The sequence below is a fragment of the Actinophytocola xinjiangensis genome, assembly GCF_001921215.1.
Lineage (GTDB): Bacteria > Actinomycetota > Actinomycetes > Mycobacteriales > Pseudonocardiaceae > Actinophytocola > Actinophytocola xinjiangensis.
This window is the reverse complement of sequence record NZ_MSIF01000021.1, coordinates 143,150-157,286: the sequence shown is the minus strand read 5'-3', so window position 1 is coordinate 157,286 and position 14,137 is coordinate 143,150. Positions and strand designations below refer to the sequence as shown.

14 protein-coding genes are annotated in these 14,137 nt (G+C 72.2%); 7 read left to right on the top strand and 7 right to left on the bottom strand.

All coding sequences use genetic code 11. From position 1 onward, the window contains the following. Positions 1-442 precede the first annotated feature (442 nt). Entirely contained in the window at positions 443-1,207 is a 765-nt protein-coding gene (locus BLA60_RS31935; protein WP_075136750.1) for a TrmH family RNA methyltransferase, read from the bottom strand. 38 nt (positions 1,208-1,245) lie between these two features. On the opposite strand from BLA60_RS31935, the gene BLA60_RS31930 reads away from it, so the two are divergent. The 4 genes from BLA60_RS31930 (at position 1,246) to BLA60_RS31915 (ending at position 3,341) form a co-directional block, all read left to right on the top strand. Further along, the gene (locus tag BLA60_RS31930; protein ID WP_075136749.1) at positions 1,246-1,752 is read left to right on the top strand and encodes a DUF6912 family protein; all 507 of its coding nucleotides are present in this window, start codon (positions 1,246-1,248) and stop codon (positions 1,750-1,752) included. A 79-nt stretch (positions 1,753-1,831) separates the two neighbouring features. Continuing rightward, positions 1,832-2,338, top strand: a complete 507-nt coding sequence (locus BLA60_RS31925) for an Rv3235 family protein (protein WP_154814760.1) — start codon at positions 1,832-1,834, stop codon at positions 2,336-2,338. A 198-nt stretch (positions 2,339-2,536) separates the two neighbouring features. Then, entirely contained in the window at positions 2,537-2,740 is a 204-nt protein-coding gene (locus BLA60_RS31920; RefSeq protein ID WP_075136769.1) for a hypothetical protein, read from the top strand. A gap of 1 nt (position 2,741) precedes the next feature. Beyond that, entirely contained in the window at positions 2,742-3,341 is a 600-nt protein-coding gene (locus BLA60_RS31915; protein WP_075136747.1) for a GNAT family N-acetyltransferase, read from the top strand. A 14-nt stretch (positions 3,342-3,355) separates the two neighbouring features. Here the strand turns inward: BLA60_RS31915 and BLA60_RS31910 are convergent, their stop codons facing one another. From BLA60_RS31910 to BLA60_RS31895, 4 genes are all read right to left on the bottom strand, one after another. Beyond that, entirely contained in the window at positions 3,356-4,078 is a 723-nt protein-coding gene (locus tag BLA60_RS31910; RefSeq protein WP_075136746.1) for a GAF and ANTAR domain-containing protein, read from the bottom strand. A gap of 32 nt (positions 4,079-4,110) precedes the next feature. After that, positions 4,111-4,842, bottom strand: coding sequence for a GAF and ANTAR domain-containing protein (locus BLA60_RS31905; protein ID WP_075136745.1), 732 nt, complete (start codon positions 4,840-4,842; stop codon positions 4,111-4,113). Continuing rightward, entirely contained in the window at positions 4,835-5,437 is a 603-nt protein-coding gene (locus BLA60_RS42515; protein ID WP_084735502.1) for an STAS domain-containing protein, read from the bottom strand. Before BLA60_RS42515 ends, BLA60_RS31905 begins: the two co-directional genes overlap by 8 nt. A gap of 85 nt (positions 5,438-5,522) precedes the next feature. Beyond that, on the bottom strand, positions 5,523-6,524 hold the full coding sequence (locus BLA60_RS31895) for a medium chain dehydrogenase/reductase family protein (protein ID WP_075136767.1): 1,002 nt from the start codon (positions 6,522-6,524) through the stop codon (positions 5,523-5,525). An 81-nt stretch (positions 6,525-6,605) separates the two neighbouring features. Between BLA60_RS31895 and BLA60_RS31890 the strand changes: the two genes are divergently transcribed. The 3 genes from BLA60_RS31890 to BLA60_RS31880 all read left to right on the top strand — a co-directional run bounded on the left by BLA60_RS31890 (position 6,606) and on the right by BLA60_RS31880 (position 12,315). Further along, positions 6,606-7,256, top strand: coding sequence for a TetR/AcrR family transcriptional regulator (locus tag BLA60_RS31890; protein WP_075136744.1), 651 nt, complete (start codon positions 6,606-6,608; stop codon positions 7,254-7,256). Positions 7,257-7,342: 86 nt separating this feature from the next. Then, the gene (gene pruA, locus BLA60_RS31885) at positions 7,343-8,971 is read left to right on the top strand and encodes an L-glutamate gamma-semialdehyde dehydrogenase (RefSeq protein WP_075136743.1); all 1,629 of its coding nucleotides are present in this window, start codon (positions 7,343-7,345) and stop codon (positions 8,969-8,971) included. 95 nt (positions 8,972-9,066) lie between these two features. Further along, a complete protein-coding gene (locus BLA60_RS31880) occupies positions 9,067-12,315 on the top strand; it encodes a S8 family peptidase (RefSeq protein WP_075136742.1) in 3,249 nt (1,082 codons plus the stop codon). A gap of 10 nt (positions 12,316-12,325) precedes the next feature. Here the strand turns inward: BLA60_RS31880 and BLA60_RS31875 are convergent, their stop codons facing one another. Both BLA60_RS31875 and BLA60_RS31870 read right to left on the bottom strand, forming a co-directional pair. Further along, positions 12,326-12,943 (bottom strand): dihydrofolate reductase family protein, encoded by a 618-nt coding sequence (locus BLA60_RS31875; protein ID WP_075136741.1) that lies wholly within the window; start codon positions 12,941-12,943, stop codon positions 12,326-12,328. Beyond that, entirely contained in the window at positions 12,940-14,133 is a 1,194-nt protein-coding gene (locus BLA60_RS31870; protein WP_075136740.1) for an RNA polymerase sigma factor, read from the bottom strand. The genes BLA60_RS31875 and BLA60_RS31870 overlap by 4 nt, the downstream gene beginning before the upstream one ends. Positions 14,134-14,137: the final 4 nt, after the last annotated feature.

The window sequence follows — 14,137 nt, the reverse complement described above, 5'->3', positions numbered from 1 at the left end:
GATGCCACGCCGCTACGCGGGCATCCTTTCGTGAGGCAACGACTCACCTTCCCGGGCATTTTTGATGAGTCAACGCGAAAGACCTCCCCAACTGCTACTCCGGATAGAATGGCCCTGAGGGGAGCCCCCGGGAGGGTGGGGGTCTACCTACCAGTTGGGCGCGGTTGCTGACCTTGGCTGTGGGTGTTGGGGTCGTGGTCTTTGGCTGGGGTTCTTGGGTGTGCGGGCGGGGTCTGGGTCAGGGGCGGATGGTCCGGGTGGCCCCTCGCCTCATGCGGCCAGCAGCTGGCTTCTTGTCCCGTGAGCTTCCGCCGCCCCGCTCAAGGCAGGGGTGGCGCCGTGCCTCATCGTGGGCACCCGACCCGAACCCGTCGTGATCAATGGCTGTGGTCGGCGGCCAACCCTGAACCGGTCGTGATCAACGGGTCGGGCCTGGTGGAGGTCAGCGGCTGCGGCGGACGAGTTCGAAGCAGAGGACGGCGGCGGCGCTGGCCACGTTCAGCGATTCGACGCCGCCGGCCATCGGGATCGACAGGTGGGTGGTGACGCGTGCGTCGACCTCGGCGCTGACGCCTGCGGTTTCGGCGCCGAGGACGAAGGCGGCCCGGCGGGGGATGTCGGCGTCGAAGATCGTTCGGCGGGCTGTGCCGGTCAGGGCGAACAGGGGGTAGCCGGCGGCGCGCAGGTCGGTGGCGGCTTCCTCGGCGGTGTAGCAGCGCAGTACCGGCGCGTGGAACGCGACACCGGCCGAGGCCTTCACGACCAGCGGGTCGATGCTCGCCACTCCCCGCCGGGGCACGACGATGCCGTCGATGCCGGCGGCGGTGGCGGTGCGCAGGATCATCCCGACGTTCGCGGGGGTGGTGATGCCGTCGAGGAGCAGCACCGTCGCGGGTGGGGTGGGGTCGGCGAGGGCGGCCGAGAGTCGGCGCATGCGGGGGGCGATGATGTCGGCGAGTACGCCCTGGTCCTGTTTTCCGTTGCCGGCGAGGACTTTGACCCGGTGGGGGCTCGCGCGTTCCACGGGCACGCCGCGTGCGGCGGCGGCGTCGATGATCTCTCTCGCGGCCGGTCCTCGGGCGGTGTCGGCGAGGACCACCTTGTCCACGCGCAGGTCGCCGTCGCCGAGGGCTTCGAGTACGGGTTTGCGGCCGAAGACGGTCACGAACCGGTCCTTCGGTGATCCAGCGTCCACGGGCGAGAGCATTCCACGTCGCCGGGCGCCGGGTGTGTCAGGATCTAGCCGTGAGGGTCTACATCCCGGCCACGGTGACCATGCTGCGCGCGTTGACCGCCAAGGGCGAGGTCGCGGCGGTGAACGACACCGCGTTCGCGCTGACGCCCGCGCTGCGCGAGTCCTACGCCACCGGCAGCGCGGAAGAACTCGAGTACGCGGCGATGAGCGAGGCCGCGCGGGCGTCGCTGCGTCTGCTGGCCGGTGAGCTGTCCGACGACCCGGAGGGCACGCTCGCCAGGCGCGGGGTGATCTCGGCTGACGTCGACGGCGTCGAGCTGCGCCCCGACCTCGACTACGGCGTCGTGCGGCTGCCCGGCCCGGTCCCGTTGTCCTCGGTGGCCGCCGTCCACCTGGACACCGAGGACGCCGAGTCGGCCGTCCGCGCCGCCGCCGAGGTGATCGACGCAGCCGACCTGGGCGACGCCGACGCCGAGTTCACACTCGGTGACGCCGAGGACCACGAACTGGCGTGGTATGCCACGGACGAGTTGCCCTTCCTGCTGGAACTCCTCTAGCCGGCAGTCACTCTCCGCTTTCACCTTCCTGATCGGGTGATGTTTGTCCCGATTGGCCGGGAACCTGCCCTGTTAGGGCATGTCCGTACCTGCGATGCACGAGCCGACACCAGGCGGTTTCGTGCTGTACTCGCTACCCGACTACGAGCCGCCGCACGAGCCGGAGGAGTTCGGCCCGCCGCCGCGCTGGTCCAGCCTGCGCCCGGCCAGCGGCTCCCAGCTCACCCTGGTCGCGCCGCCCACCGAACCCACCCCGCCGCCGGCCGACGTGCTGTGGCGCCTGGTGCTGCACCTGATCGAGGCCCTCGACGCCCGCCGCCCGGTGGCCCAACTCCGGGCCATGCTCTCCGACGCGGCCTACGAGGCACTTCTGACGAGACTGCGCACCTCCAGACCCGGCCGCCGCCACCGCCTCCTGCGGCTGCACACCTGCGCACCCACGTCGGAATCGGTCGAACTGGGCGCCGTCCTCGAGGTCGTCGACAGCGCCGTCCGACGCGGCCGGCCCAGACGTGTCCGTGCGGCCGCCCTCCGCCTGGAACTGGTGAAGGGCCGCTGGCACTGCGCGGTCCTGCGCGTCCTCTGACAGCCCGGCTCGGCCGGCGCGGAAGAACTTCCCCTGCCGGCCGGGCCCCGACCCCTACGGGCCCTGGCGTCCGCTCGCGGGACGCGACGGGGAACACGTTTGGCCCGCTGGTCAGCGGGCATCCTGCTCCTGAGCCGCCCTGGACCTCGGCGGGTGGAGTCCGTGCACCCACCGCCCGGACAGACCGTGGAGGCAGACATGCTGATCTTCGTCGTCGTGTTGCTGGTGGCGTGGCTCATCGTCTCGATACTGGGTTTCGCCATCCAGGGCCTGATCTGGCTGGGCATCATCGGCGTCGTACTGTTCCTCGGTACCGCCGTGATCGGCTTCATCAGGCGCAAGGCCCTCCGGCGTCCCCGTCCACCCTCTGACCAGGGGCGACCGAGACCAGCGGAGCACTGACATGCGCACGAACACGGACTCACCGACAACGACCGAGGTACTGACGACCGAGCGGCTGACCCTGCGCCCCTGGAGCCTGGAGGACGCCGCGACCGCGTTCGGCATCTACGGGCACGCCGAGGTGACCCGGTGGCTCAGCCCGCTGATGGAACGGGTGCCGAGCCTGCCGGCCATGCGGTTGCTGCTGCGGCAGTGGATCGCCGAGGACGCCCGGTTGTCCGCCCCGGCGGGCCGGTGGGCGATCGAACGCACCAGCGACCACCACGTGATCGGCGGCGCCATCCTGCTCCCGCTGCCCCCGGGCCGCGAGGATCTGGAGATCGGCTGGCAGCTGCACCCCGACACCTGGGGAAACGGCTACGCCACCGAAGCCACCCATGCCCTGGCCAACTGGGCGTTCAGCAACGACGTCTACGAGGTGTTCGCCGTCGTCGCGCCGGGCAACGTCCGCGCGGCGGCCACGGTCCGCAACAACGGCATGTACTGGGTCGGTGAGACCACCAAGTACTTCGGTGTCGACCTGCAGGTGTTCCGGCTGCGCATCGCCGACCACAACCGGGCGGCACCGGAGGGCCACCACCCGCCCACCCGGCCGAGCTGAGGGAGGCCCCGGCGTCATTTCGCGCGCAGGATCTCGTCGACGAGGGTGCCCTCGATGATCTGCGCCGCGACGTCGGTGAGCTTGCGGTTGTGGCCACGGGCGTAGGAGCGCATCACCTCGAACGCCTCGTCCATCCGCAGGCCGACGCGTTCGGCGAGGACCCCTTTGGCCTGTTCCAGCTGGATGCGGCTGGTCAGGGCGGTTTGTAGCTGGGTGGCGAGCAGTTCACCGGCGGCGATGGTGCGTTCGTGGATCAGGCTGACGGTGGCGACGTCGGCCATGGCCTGTCCGACCCGCAGGTCGGCCTCGCTGAGCAGGCCGGGTTCGGCGCGGAACAGGTTCAGCGCTCCGAGGGTCTCCTCCCGCAGGCGCATCGGAAGTGCCTGCGCTGAATGGAACCCGACGCCCCGCAGCTGTTCGGTGAAGGCCGGCCACGACGCGCTCATCGCCGTCAGGTCGTCACGGGCGACGGGACGTCCTGACCGGTAGCAGTCCAGGCAGGGGCCTTCGTTGCTCTGCAGTTCGTACAGTTCCAGCAGGCGGGCCTCCTCGGCGGAGGAGGCCATCACGTGCAGGCCACCGTTCGGGTCGGCCAGCATGATGCCGGCCGCGTCGACGTCGAGCAGCTCCACGCTGCGGCTGGTGAGCGTGTGCAGGAAGTCGATGAGGTCGAAGTTCGCGACCAGTGTGTCGGCCAGGTCCACGAACGTGGTGGCCAGAAGTTGTTCTCGGCTCATCGTGAGCCCACCGCCTGGTTTCTGTTGGGGCGTCAGGGCCGGTCGTGCCGTGACGTGCCGGCCTGGTTGTCATCGAAGTGCAGGCGTCGGGCAACCACGTCGGCGGCGACGGACGACACCGTACGTCCCGAAGCGTACGCGTACGCGCGAAGCCGCAGCAGGGCCTCCGTGAGGCCGACACCCAACTGGATGGTGATCATTCCGGTTGCCTGGTGGACCTCGGCGCGGCCGTCGAGCGGCCCGAGCAGCGCCGTGTCCCCGCTGCCGTCCCGCAGGTGCAGGATCACGGCCGTCGCGGCGTCGGCGAAGGCGAGCGCCTCGGTGAGGTCGGGGAGGGCGAGCGTCCCGGGGGTGTCCCGGTAGAGGTCCAGCACGCCGACGCGGATCGCGCCGACCCGCAACGGGAACGCGAACAGGGCGCGGATTCCGGCGTCGCGCACGGCCGCGCCGAACCGGGGCCACCGGGAGGACCCGGCGAGGTCGGGTTCGAGCACGGGCTGACTGCCGTTGGACGCCTCGACGCACGGGCCCTCGCCGAGCGCGAACTGCCACTCCTCCACCTGTCTTGCCCGGTGGTCGGTGGCGGCGAGGACCACCCCGCTCGGCCCGTCGACGGTCATCAGCGCCGCGCCGACCCCGCTGACCGGCAACGCCGACAGGCAGGCCGCGCACAGCCGGGACGGCAGCGACACCTGGCCGCCGCCCCGGGCGAGCACGGACAGGATCTCCGCGACCCTCGGCTCGCGCCGTTGGCCGCTATCCATCGGGACCGCCTCCCGGTAAAGGCAGTGCGTCGGCGAGCGCGGAGTGGATGTCGAACTCGCGGTCGAGCCCGGTGAGCGTCAACGGGCGCAGCACGACCCGGGCGTGCGCGACCAGTGAGAGCCGCACGTTCGCCGCCGTCGCCGCCCTGCCGAGGATGTCCAGCACGCTCAGGCCGGCGGCGCCGAGGAAGGTCACCCCGGTGAGGTCGATGACCAGCGGCGGGCCGGCGGGGGTCAGGTTGGCGAGGCCGACGTCCTGGAGCAGCGGACCGGTGCGGTAGTCCACCTCCCCGCACGCGGTGACCACCACCGCGCCGGACGGGGTCGGCCGTGCGGTGACGGTCAGGAGTTGGGTGCTGGGCCGCTGGTCCGGTGGGACGATCGTTGCTGGCTCTTCCCGGGTGGTGCCGCGCCGGGCGGTCCAGGAATCCGGCGGTGTGCGCACCACCGAGGAGGTGGCCTTCTGGAGGTCCGTCCGGGACTGTCCACCGGCGACCCTGGCGAGGACCGAGGTGCCGTGGTCGCGGGGGATCAGCGGGCCGGCGTCCGTCGCGGTGAGGTGGTCGAGCCCGGTGGTTGAACTGGTTCGCGCCATGGAGATCGCATCCCTCGGTCGGATGTCATCAGACCGGGGTCCCGGGCACTCACTGGTCACCCTACCCCGCCGCGTTGACGAATGGTCACACTTCCAGGACCACCTTGCCGGTGGAGTGACCCTCGGCGAGGACACGGAGGGCTTCGGCGGCCTTGTCCAGCGGGTAGCGGGCGGTGATCGGGGGGTCGAGGGTGCCGGCGGCGACCAGGGCGAAGAGCTGGGTGAGGGCCTCGGTGAACCGGGGGCCGGGCTTGACGTAGTAGAAGCTGAAGCGGCGGCCCCGGCCCCGACCCCGCAGCCGCTGGATCTGCCAGCCGAGGACTCGGGCGATCATCCCGAAGTACGGGGTCGTCCAGTGGCCCTGGTCGTTGACCGTGGTGGCCGAGCCGTAGCTGACGACGATGCCGCCGTCGGCCAGGAGTTCGTAGGACTCGGTGACGCTGGCGGTGCCGAGGTGGTCGAACACGGCGTCCACCCCGCCGGGCGCGAGTTGCCGGACCCGGGTGGGGACGTTCTCGGTGCGGTAGTCGATGGGCTCCGCCCCGGCCGAGACCAGCAGGTCGCGTTTGGCGGCGGACGCGGTGCCGATGACCCGGGCGCCGGCGGCCACGGCCAGGCGCACCAGCAGGGTCCCGACCCCGCCGGACGCGCCGTGGACCAGCACCGTCTGGCCGCGCCGGACCTTCGCCACCTGGTGGAGCATCTGCCAGGCGGTGACGCCGTTCATCACGACCGCCTCGGCCACGCCGGCGTCCAGGTCGGCCGGGACCGGGACGATCTGGGCGGCCTTGACGACCACGTGGGTGCGCCACGCGCCGGTCCTGGTCAGTGCCGCCACCCGGTCGCCGACCCGCACGCCCTCGACGCCGGGGCCGATCTCGCTGACCGTGCCGACCAGGTCGTAGCCGGGCACGAACGGGTACTTCGGCTGCAGGGGGTAGCGGCGGCGCAGCATCTGCACCTCGGCGAAGCTCACGCCGGTCGCCTCGACCCGTACGCGGACCCGGGCGCGGCCGGGCATCGGAGCGTCACCCTCGGTGACGCGCAGCATCTCCGGGCCGCCTTCGCCGGTCAGCACGATCTCCATCTCGTCCACCCCTTCGGTTGTTATAGCCTCTAACTCACATTAGAAGGTGTTACTCTTCTCGTGTCAAGCGGAGGGAGAGGCATGGATCGCCGGCAGCGGTACCGGGAACAGACCCGCCAGGAGGTCAAGCGCATCGCGCTCGAACAGCTCGCCGAGCACGGCATCGCCGGCATCTCGGTGAACGCCATCGGCAAGCGGCTCGGCGTCACCGGCCCCGCCATCTACCGCTACTTCGCCAACCGCGACGCGCTGCTCACCGAGCTGATCGCCGACGGCTACCACGGCCTGGCCGACACCCTGGAGGCCGCGATCGACCCCGCCGCCCCACCGGCCGAGCGCACCCGCGCGGTCGCCACCGCCCTGCGGGACTGGGCGGTCGCCGTCCCGCACCGCTACCTGCTGCTGTTCGGCACCCCCATCCCCGGCTACCAGGCCCCGGCGCACACCCTCGACGCCGCCAACCGCGCGATGACCGCCCTGCTGGCCACCGCCCCGCCCGACCCGGGGCCCACCACCGTGGCCGAACCGCTGTATGGCCAGCTCTCCGAATGGGGTGAACAACTCGGCCACAACCACCTCACGCAGCGTCAGCAGCACTGGGGGATGACCGTCTGGAGCCGCCTGCACGGCGTGCTCAGCCTGGAGGTCGCCGGCCAGTTCTCGCTCACCGGCCTCGACCCGGGCCTGCTCTACCGGGCGGAGGTCGAGGCGTTGATCGCCTGGTGGGAATAGCGAACCGTGACAGGATGGACGGCACAGGCCGGCGATCGGTCACAAGCCGTCCGGCGACCCGACACCTCAGGGAGGCGAGCCACATCATGGACGCCGTTTCGTCCGTCCCACCGCCGGTCAACGAGCCGGTCCGCTCCTACGCGCCGGGCAGCCCCGAGCGCGCCTCGCTGCAACGGCGCATCGCCGAGCTCGAGGGTGAGCGGCACGAGTTGACCATGACCATCGGCGGCGAACAACGGATGGCCGGCGGCGACCCGATCGCGGTCGTCCAGCCGCACGACCGTCGTCACGTCCTCGGGGACAGCGCGCAGGCCACCGGCAAGGACGTCGCCGACGCGGTGGCCAGCGCCAAGCAGGCCGCGCCCGCCTGGCGGGAGCTGCCCTTCGACGAGCGCGCCGCCGTGCTGCTGCGCGCCGCCGACCTGCTCGCCGGGCCGTGGCGGGACACGCTCAACGCCGCGACGATCCTCGGCCAGTCCAAGTCCGTGCAGCAGGCCGAGATCGACAGCGCCTGCGAGCTGATCGACTTCTGGCGGTTCAACGTCGGCTACGCCAACCGGATCCTCGCCGAGCAGCCCAACTCCGGCCCCGGCGTGTGGAACCGGTTCGACCACCGGCCGCTGGACGGGTTCGTCACCGCGATCACCCCGTTCAACTTCACCGCCATCGCCGGCAACCTGCCGACCGCGCCCGCGCTGATGGGCAACACCGTCGTCTGGAAGCCCTCGCCCACCCAGCAGCTCGCCGCCCACCACACGATGCGTCTGCTGGAGGCCGCCGGCCTGCCGCCCGGCGTGATCAACCTGGTCACCGGCGACGGCTCGGCGGTCAGCGACGTCGCGCTGGCCGACCCGGACTTCGCCGGGCTGCACTTCACCGGCTCCACCACCACCTTCCGCTACCTGTGGCGCTCGATGGCCGAGCGGCTGGACACCTACCGCGCCTACCCCCGCATCGTCGGCGAGACCGGCGGCAAGGACTTCGTCGTGGCGCACCGCTCGGCCGAACCCGGCGCGGTGGTGGCCGGGCTGGTGCGCGGTGCGTTCGAGTACCAGGGGCAGAAGTGCTCGGCGGCCTCACGCGCCTACGTCTCGCGCACGCTGTGGGAGTCGGGCCTGCGGGAACGCCTGGTCGACACCACCGCCTCGCTGACCTACGGCGACGTCACCGACTTCGCCAACTTCGGCGGCGCGGTGATCGACGCCCGGGCCTTCGCCAAGCACCGGGGCGTGCTGGAGATGGCCGCCGCGACACCGACGCTGGAGGTGCTGACCGGCGGCACCTGCGACGACTCGGTGGGCTACTTCGTCTCGCCGACCGTCGTGCTGGGCACCGACCCGACACAGGAGATCTTCACCACCGAGTGGTTCGGGCCGATCCTGGCCGTGCACGTGTTCGACGACACCGACTACGGCAAGGTCCTCGAACTGGTCGACAGCTCCACGCCCTACGCGCTGACCGGCGCGGTGTTCGCCACCGACCGCTCGGCCATCGAGGAGGCGCACCGGTCGCTGCGCTTCGCCGCCGGCAACTTCTACGTCAACGACAAGCCGACCGGCGCGGTCGTCAGCCAGCAGCCCTTCGGTGGCAGCCGGGGCTCTGGCACCAACGACAAGGCCGGTTCGATCTACAACCTGCAGCGGTGGGTCAGCCCCCGCTCGGTCAAGGAGACGTTCGTGCCGCCGACCGAGGTCGGCTACCCGCACATGAACTGAAAACCTGGAAAACCTCGCAACCCGCACGGCGTGGGTGGGGTGGTTACGGGAGACAAGGCAGCGGGTGAGGCGCTGCCGCGACTCCAGGAGCGTTGATGACCCACCCACGAGCCAGAGCCGTTCTCGCGGCGCTGGTCGCGGTCGCGAGCGCAGTGGTGCTCCCCGCCGGTTCCGCCGTCGCGGAACCGGCGGGGAAACCGCTTGCCCGGCCGCCTTCGACCGTCACCCTCGTCACCGGCGACGTCGTCACCCTCGGCGGGCCGGCCGGCGTCCGGTTCACCCCGGGCGCCGGGCGTGAGCACATCGGTTTCCGCAGCCACACCGACGTGGACGGCGACGTGCACGTCATCCCCGACGACGCGCTGACCGGCGTGTCCGCCGGCCGGCTCGACCCCCGGCTGTTCGACGTCAGCGAGCTGGTGCGCACCGGCTACGGCGACGACGCGCGCGCCGACCTGCCGCTGATCGTCGACCACCGGGGCGCCCTGTCGAGAACCGCCGGCGCCAGCGCGGTGCGCGAGCTGCCGACCATGGGCGCCACCGCGCTGCGCGCCGCCAAGGACCAGCGGTTCTGGAGCGCCGCGCACGCCGAGCGGATCTGGCTCGACGGGCCGGTGCGGGCCTCGCTGGAGCACAGCGTGCCGCGGATCGGCGCGCCGGCCGCCTGGGAGGCCGGGTTGACCGGCGCGGGCGCGACGGTCGCCGTGCTGGACACCGGCATCGACGTCACCCACCCCGACCTGGCCGACGCGGTCACCGGCGCGCGGGACTTCACCGGCAGCCAGACCGGCACCGACGACCACCTCGGCCACGGCACGCACGTCGCGTCGATCGTCACCGGGGCCGGGCAGCGGCACCGGGGCGTCGCACCGGACGCGGCGCTGCTCAACGGCAAGGTGCTCGACGACACCGGTGAGGGTCTGGAGTCCTGGGTCATCGCCGGTATCGAGTGGGCCGCCGGCAGCGGCGCCGACGTGATCAACCTCAGCCTCGGGTCCGGCCCGACCGACGGCACCGACCCGATGTCGGCCGCCGTCGACCGGATCAGCGCCGAGACCGGCACGCTGGTGGTCGCCGCCGCCGGCAACGACGGTCCGGGTGCGGAGACGGTCAGCTCGCCCGGCACCGCCGGCGCCGCGCTCACCGTCGGCGCCGTGGACCGCGACGACCAGCTCGCCGGGTTCTCCAGCCGTGGCCCGCGCCCGCGCGACGGTGCGGTGAAACCGGAGATCACCGCGCCGGGCGTGGGCATCGTCGCCGCGCGGGCCGCCAACGGCATGATCGGCGACCCCGTCGAGGACGGCTACGTCGCCCTGGACGGCACCTCGATGGCCGCCCCGCACGTCGCCGGGGCCGCCGCGATCCTCGCCGGCGCCCACCCCGACTGGACCGGTGACCGTCTCAAGTCGACACTCGTGTCGACCGCGCGGCCTAGTGACGGCCCGTCGGTGTTCGAGCAGGGCGCCGGCCGGGTCGACGTGGCGGCGGCGGTCGGCTCGACCGTGTCGGTGTCGGCGGCGAACCTGTTCCTCGGCGTCGCCGCCTGGCCGCACGAGGACGACGAGCCGGTGGCGAAAACGGTGTCCTACACCAACTCCGGCACCGAGCCGGTCACCCTCGCGCTGGCCGCCGACGTGCGCGGGCCGGAGGGCGAGCCGGCCCCGGCCGGCCTGGTCACCCTGTCGGCCGACGAGATCACCGTGCCCGCCGGCGGCACCGCCGAGGTCACGGTGACCGCCGACACCAGCGTCGAGGCCGACAACGGGGTGTACGCCGGCACGGTCACCGCCACCGGGGACGGTGCGGCGCTGCGCACGGTGATCTCGGTGAACCGCGAGGCGGAGGTGTTCGACGTGGACCTGGAGTTCCTCAACCACGAGGGCACGCCGACCGACGGGTACTACGTGCGGCTGGTGGATCTCAACAACCCCAAGGAGTTCACGCCCTACGACCCGTCCGGCACGATCGCGCTGCGCCTGCCGAGGGGCGAGTACTTCGTGGAGGTCACCGTCCAGAACAACTACGGCGACTGGGAAACCCGGCGCACCGACTTCGTCGAACCGAGCATCGTCGTCGACGGCCCGGCCGAGTACACCTTCGACGCCCGCGACGGGATCACCCCGACGTTCGTCGTCGACCGGCCCAACGCCGCACCCACCTCGTCGTTCCTCGACTACACCGTGGAGACGGCCTGGGGCCGCACCGGGTTCCACGGGATCGTCTCCAAGTACACCTTCTACGGCCTGACCCCGTCGGCCACGGCGCTGCCCGGCGGGTTCACCGCCAGCATCGACTCCTACCTGGCCGAGCCGGAGGACTCCGGCCAGTGGGCCGGGTTCCACGAGAGCCCCTACCAGTACAGCCTGCGGGAGACCCTGGACGGCGCCATCCCGGCCGAGCTGGAGTTCCGGGTGACCGACGACGAGCTGGCCACGGTCCGCTCGACCCACGCCTCGGCCACCCCCGGCCGGGTCGGCGTGCGCGACAGTGTCGTCACGATGTCGCTGCCGTTCACGATGACCGAGTACTACACGCCCGACGTCGACTGGTTCCCCATGTTCTACGAGGTCGATCCCGCCGAGCTGTTCGTCCTGAACGGCATGAGCGGCCTCACGGTCGAACCGGTGTCCTACTCGCGGGGAACCACGACCGAGCAGCGGTGGAACGCCGGGGTGTTCGCCCCGGGCTTCCCGGTGCCGCGGACCTGGGACCAGGCGTTCAGGCTCCCCTATCTCAGCCGCCTCGGCGACACACTGATGGTCGGGATCCCGCTGCGTGCCGACCAGAACCTCGGCCGGGAGAACGCCCAGCACAACCAACCGGGCACCACCCAACTGCTGCGCGAGGGCGAGGTGATCGCGGAGAACCCGGACGCCGCCGGTGAGCTGATCACCGACCTGCCGCCGGAGCCCGCCGACTACACCCTGCGGGTCACCTCGACCCAGCCCGGCCGGCTGTCCACCGAGATCAGTGCGGAGTGGACGTTCACCTCGGGCCACTCCGACGACGAGGTGGAGGGGATCCCGGTGCCCGCGCTGGCCGTGCGGTTCGCCCCCGACCTGGACGAGCACAACAGCGCCCCGGCCGGCCGGTTCCGCCTCCCGGTCCACGTGCAGCGCAACGGCTCGCCCGACCCGGCCCGGGTCGCCGCGCCGAGGATCGAGGTCTCCTACGACGACGGCGCCACCTGGCGCGCGGCGAAGGTGGCCCGCACCGGCAGCGGGTGGTGCGCGGAGGTCACCCACCCGCGCGGCGCGGAGTTCGTGTCGCTGCGCTCGTCGGTCGACGACGGTCGGGGCAACACGGCCAGGCAGACGATCCTGCACGCCTACGCACTGCGCTAGGGGGAACGGTCTACGGCCGCGCGTCGGCGCGGCCGTAGACCGGGCGCCCGCCCGGCCGGTACACCTGGATCGTCACGCCCTGGGGCGTGGTCCGGGACGACACCAGGTCCAGCGCGAAGTCCTCGCCGTCCTCGGGGAACAGCCGCGCGCCCTGGCCAAGGACCACCGGCGCGACGAACAAGGTGATCTCGTCGACCAGCCGCTGGCTGAGCAGCCAGCGGACCAGCACACCGCTGCCGTGCACCTGGACCTCGCCGCCCGGCCGGGCCTTCAGCTCCGCGACCGCCGCCGCGAGGTCGCCGCCCAGCACGGTGGTGTCGGCCCACGTCGGGTCGGTGAGCGTGGTCGAGGCCACGTACTTCGGGGTGCCGTTCAGTGCGGCGGCGATCGGGTTGGCCGGGTCGGCGGTGCGGCCCCAGTAGCCGGCGAACAGCTCGTAGGTCCACCGGCCGAACAGGAACGCGTCGGCGCGCTGGTAGATGTGGCGCAGTGCCGTGCCGGCCTGCTCGTCCCACGCGGCGGCCTGCCAGCCGCCGCGTTCGAAGCCGCCCCGGCGGTTCTCCTCCGGGCCGCCGAGCCCCTGCAGGACGCCGTCGACGGTGACCATGGTGACGGTGGTGAGTTTCATCGCTGCTCTCCCAGTCGGGCTCGTCGGGTGCGCAGGAACGCGCGTTCGGTGTCGTTGGTGGCCAGGGCGATCGCCTCGTCGTAGGCGGTGGCCGCCTCGGCGGTGCGGCCCAGGCGGGTGAAAAGGTCGGCGCGGGTGGCCGGCAGCAGGTGGTAGCCGGGCAGGTCCAGCTCGTCGACCAGTGCCAGCGCCAGCGCCGGACCGTGGACCTGCGCCACGGCCACCGCCCGGTTGAGGGCCACGACCGGCGTCGGTTCGTGGGCCAGCAGCTGGTCGTAGAGCGCCAGCACCTGGTCCCAGTCGGTGGCCGGGCCGTCGGTGTGCACGGCGTTGATCGCGGCCTGAAGCTGGTAGGGCCCCGGCTGGTCGCGGCGCAGGCAGCGGCGGACCAGAGCGTGACCCTCGGCGATCAGCTCCCGGTCCCAGCGTGACCGGTCCTGCTCGGCGAGGGTCACCAGCTCGCCGTCCTGCCCGACCCGCGCCGGGCGGCGGGCCTCGGTGAGCAGCAGCAACGCCAGCAGCCCGTCGACCTCCGGCTCGTCGGGCATCAGCCCGGCCAGCGCCCTGGTCAGCCGGATCGCCTCCCGGCACAGGTCCGCGCGCAGCAGCTCACCCGAGGTGGCCGCGTAGCCCTCGTTGAACACCAGGTACAGCACGGTCAGCACCGAGGACAGCCGCGCCGGCAGCTCGGCCTCGCCCGGCACCCGGTAGGGGATGCCGGCGTCGCGGATCTTCTTCTTCGCCCGCACGATCCGCTGGGCGACGGTCGTCTCCGGCACCAGGTAGGCGCGGGCGATCTCCTCGGTCGTCAGCCCGCCCAGCAGGCGCAGGGTCAGCGCGGTGCGCGCCAGCGGGGACAGCGCGGGGTGGCAGCAGGTGAAGATCAACCGCAGTTGGTCGTCGCGCACCGGTCCCACGTCCTCACGCTCCTCGGGCTGGTGCAGCAACTGGGCCTGCGTCTGACGGTCCTTGCGGGTGGACTCCCGGCGCAGCCGGTCGATCGCCCGGTGGCGGGCGGTGGTGACGATCCACCCGCCGGGGTTGGGTGGTGGGCCGTCCGCCCAGGCGGTGACCGCCACCGCGAACGCGTCCTGCACGGCTTCCTCGGCCAGGCCGAGGTCGCCGAGCAGCCGTGTCAGCGTGGCCACACAGCGGCCGTACTCGGCCCGGTAGACACCGGCCAGCTCCATCGGT

What these genes read in the sequence shown, in the direction of transcription:
- BLA60_RS31935 (WP_075136750.1), bottom strand. Translation starts at nt 1,207, where the DNA reads ATGCTCTCGCCCGTGGACGCTGGATCACCGAAGGACCGGTTCGTGACC.
- BLA60_RS31925 (WP_154814760.1), top strand. Translation starts at nt 1,832, where the DNA reads ATGTCCGTACCTGCGATGCACGAGCCGACACCAGGCGGTTTCGTGCTG.
- BLA60_RS31920 (WP_075136769.1), top strand. Translation starts at nt 2,537, where the DNA reads ATGCTGATCTTCGTCGTCGTGTTGCTGGTGGCGTGGCTCATCGTCTCG.
- BLA60_RS31915 (WP_075136747.1), top strand. Translation starts at nt 2,742, where the DNA reads ATGCGCACGAACACGGACTCACCGACAACGACCGAGGTACTGACGACC.
- BLA60_RS31910 (WP_075136746.1), bottom strand. Translation starts at nt 4,078, where the DNA reads ATGAGCCGAGAACAACTTCTGGCCACCACGTTCGTGGACCTGGCCGAC.
- BLA60_RS31905 (WP_075136745.1), bottom strand. Translation starts at nt 4,842, where the DNA reads ATGGATAGCGGCCAACGGCGCGAGCCGAGGGTCGCGGAGATCCTGTCC.
- BLA60_RS42515 (WP_084735502.1), bottom strand. Translation starts at nt 5,437, where the DNA reads ATGGCGCGAACCAGTTCAACCACCGGGCTCGACCACCTCACCGCGACG.
- BLA60_RS31895 (WP_075136767.1), bottom strand. Translation starts at nt 6,524, where the DNA reads ATGGAGATCGTGCTGACCGGCGAAGGCGGCCCGGAGATGCTGCGCGTC.
- BLA60_RS31890 (WP_075136744.1), top strand. Translation starts at nt 6,606, where the DNA reads ATGGATCGCCGGCAGCGGTACCGGGAACAGACCCGCCAGGAGGTCAAG.
- pruA (WP_075136743.1), top strand. Translation starts at nt 7,343, where the DNA reads ATGGACGCCGTTTCGTCCGTCCCACCGCCGGTCAACGAGCCGGTCCGC.
- BLA60_RS31880 (WP_075136742.1), top strand. Translation starts at nt 9,067, where the DNA reads ATGACCCACCCACGAGCCAGAGCCGTTCTCGCGGCGCTGGTCGCGGTC.
- BLA60_RS31875 (WP_075136741.1), bottom strand. Translation starts at nt 12,943, where the DNA reads ATGAAACTCACCACCGTCACCATGGTCACCGTCGACGGCGTCCTGCAG.
- BLA60_RS31870 (WP_075136740.1), bottom strand. Translation starts at nt 14,133, where the DNA reads ATGGAGCTGGCCGGTGTCTACCGGGCCGAGTACGGCCGCTGTGTGGCC.